The 1,639-nt window shown below is 67.2% G+C and carries 2 protein-coding genes; both read right to left on the bottom strand.

Annotated elements, in window-relative coordinates; translation table 11 throughout:
* Nucleotides 1-216: 216 nt before the first annotated feature.
* Complete coding sequence (locus ABZX92_RS45875) at nucleotides 217-357, bottom strand: hypothetical protein (protein WP_355572468.1); 141 nt, start codon at nucleotides 355-357, stop codon at nucleotides 217-219.
* A 54-nt stretch (nucleotides 358-411) separates the two neighbouring features.
* Entirely contained in the window at nucleotides 412-1,221 is an 810-nt protein-coding gene (locus ABZX92_RS45870; protein WP_355572466.1) for an anti-sigma factor, read from the bottom strand.
* Nucleotides 1,222-1,639: the final 418 nt, after the last annotated feature.

Raw genomic sequence — 1,639 nt, 5'->3', positions numbered from 1 at the left:
GACATCTCCGGGCGAAGTAGTGCAGGGACTCCGGGAGCCGCACTGTGTGCGCGGCTCCCGGAGTTCGTCATGTCACCTCGACTTGTCCGAAGTGGACGAAGTCGGGCAGGGCGTCGATGTCCTCGGACACTGTGATGATCACGCGAACCGCCGTCTCGATCGCTGCGGCGCGCAGCGCGCACACATCCCGTCCGTCCGCCTGGACAACGGGTGCAGTCAGTCATTGGCTGTGGCCGCGATCACCGGCAGCAGAGCGGGGTTCAGCACAGTCACCTTGACGTGCCGCTCGGGGGCCGGCACCGCGTTGACGGCATGACGTCCCGTGTCCCTTGTTGCGACGACGACGTGATCCGTCACGACCCGGATGCGTAGCAGGCCGTCGCACGGATTGCGTCGTACGGATTGTCAGGGTCAGGCGAGCGCGATTGTGACCATCGCGGCGCTGGTCGGGCTCGGCGAGCCACCCGCTGGCTCGGCGGTGACCAGTACTTCCGCTACGCCCGAAATCCCGCTCACCATCAGTGACCAGGGCCGCAGTGCGGGGTGCAGAAGTCCCGCCGACCGGGGACCGTCTGCCCGGACAAGCCACAGCTGGTACACGTGGCGGGCCGGGACCGCAGGGAGGATTTCGGCTTGGAACAGCAACTTGTCGCGGTGCCGCGAAAACGCGACCGTGCTCGCCGTGCCTGAGAAGCCTCTCCCTACCGCCAGCTTCAAATCGGAAGCGGTCAACAGCTCGCCGATCTGGCTGCGTGGGGCCGTGATCATCTCGCGCGCGCTCGGCCTGGGCGCGGCCTTCCACTTGAACTGCGCTCCATGGGCAACGAGCACGACCGCTGCCGCCACGCACGCGGTCAAGATGAGCCCCGCTGCTCGGCGGATTCCATGCCGTCGCGGAAGACGCATCTCCGGCTGGGCGCCGGACCTGACTTGTGGCGGAAGCTGCCACGCTTGCTGAGTGGCGGCCAGCACTCGTGCGCGAAGGGCGCGCGGAGCAGGTTGTTCCACCACGTCCGCGAGCCGCGTCGTCGCATCCAGCAGGCCGCTGACTTCGTCGGTGCAGGTGTCGCACTCCGTCAGATGGATCCGGAACTCTTCTCGTTCGGCGCTCGGCAATGCGCCCAGCGCGTAGGCGCCGGTCAGCAGGTGCGGGTTCGTCGCACGCCTCTCTCCCGGCTTCACATTCGCTGTTCGAACCAGAAAGGCCACCGGATTGCCCATGTGCAGATCTGGTCCGGTGGTGGCGTCGAATACGCATGAATGGCGTGGGTGGGCAACAGGCGGGCTTACGACGCACCGGCGGTCAGCTCGACGGCGCGGCCGAGCAGGCCGGCGGCTTCCACTGCCGGCGGACGGCATCGTCATCGGGACAAGTGCCCAGCCGAGGAACCCACATCGCGGTCACCGATCGTCGTGGACAGAAACGCGCTCTCGACGACATCGATCCGCAGCAGCACTCGATGGGGTGATCCGTGCGGTCGAGGCGATCCATGGGGAGGCCACGTGCGGATGTCGTGTGCGCGGATCCGCACAGACGTGGTTCAGCCGGTTCGGGACGGCGCTGCGCATGTCCCCGCGCAGCCTGTGGTGTCGCTTTGGCACAAACCGGGTTGCGCGGGGACACCCTTCGGATAGATGC

This window comes from Lentzea sp. NPDC006480 (genome assembly GCF_040611995.1).
Classification (GTDB): Bacteria; Actinomycetota; Actinomycetes; order Mycobacteriales; family Pseudonocardiaceae; genus Lentzea.
The sequence above is the reverse complement of the archived record's forward strand: the minus strand, read 5'-3'. Positions and strand labels throughout refer to the sequence as shown.

What these genes read in the sequence shown, in the direction of transcription:
- ABZX92_RS45870 (WP_355572466.1), bottom strand. Translation starts at nt 1,221, where the DNA reads ATGGGCAATCCGGTGGCCTTTCTGGTTCGAACAGCGAATGTGAAGCCG.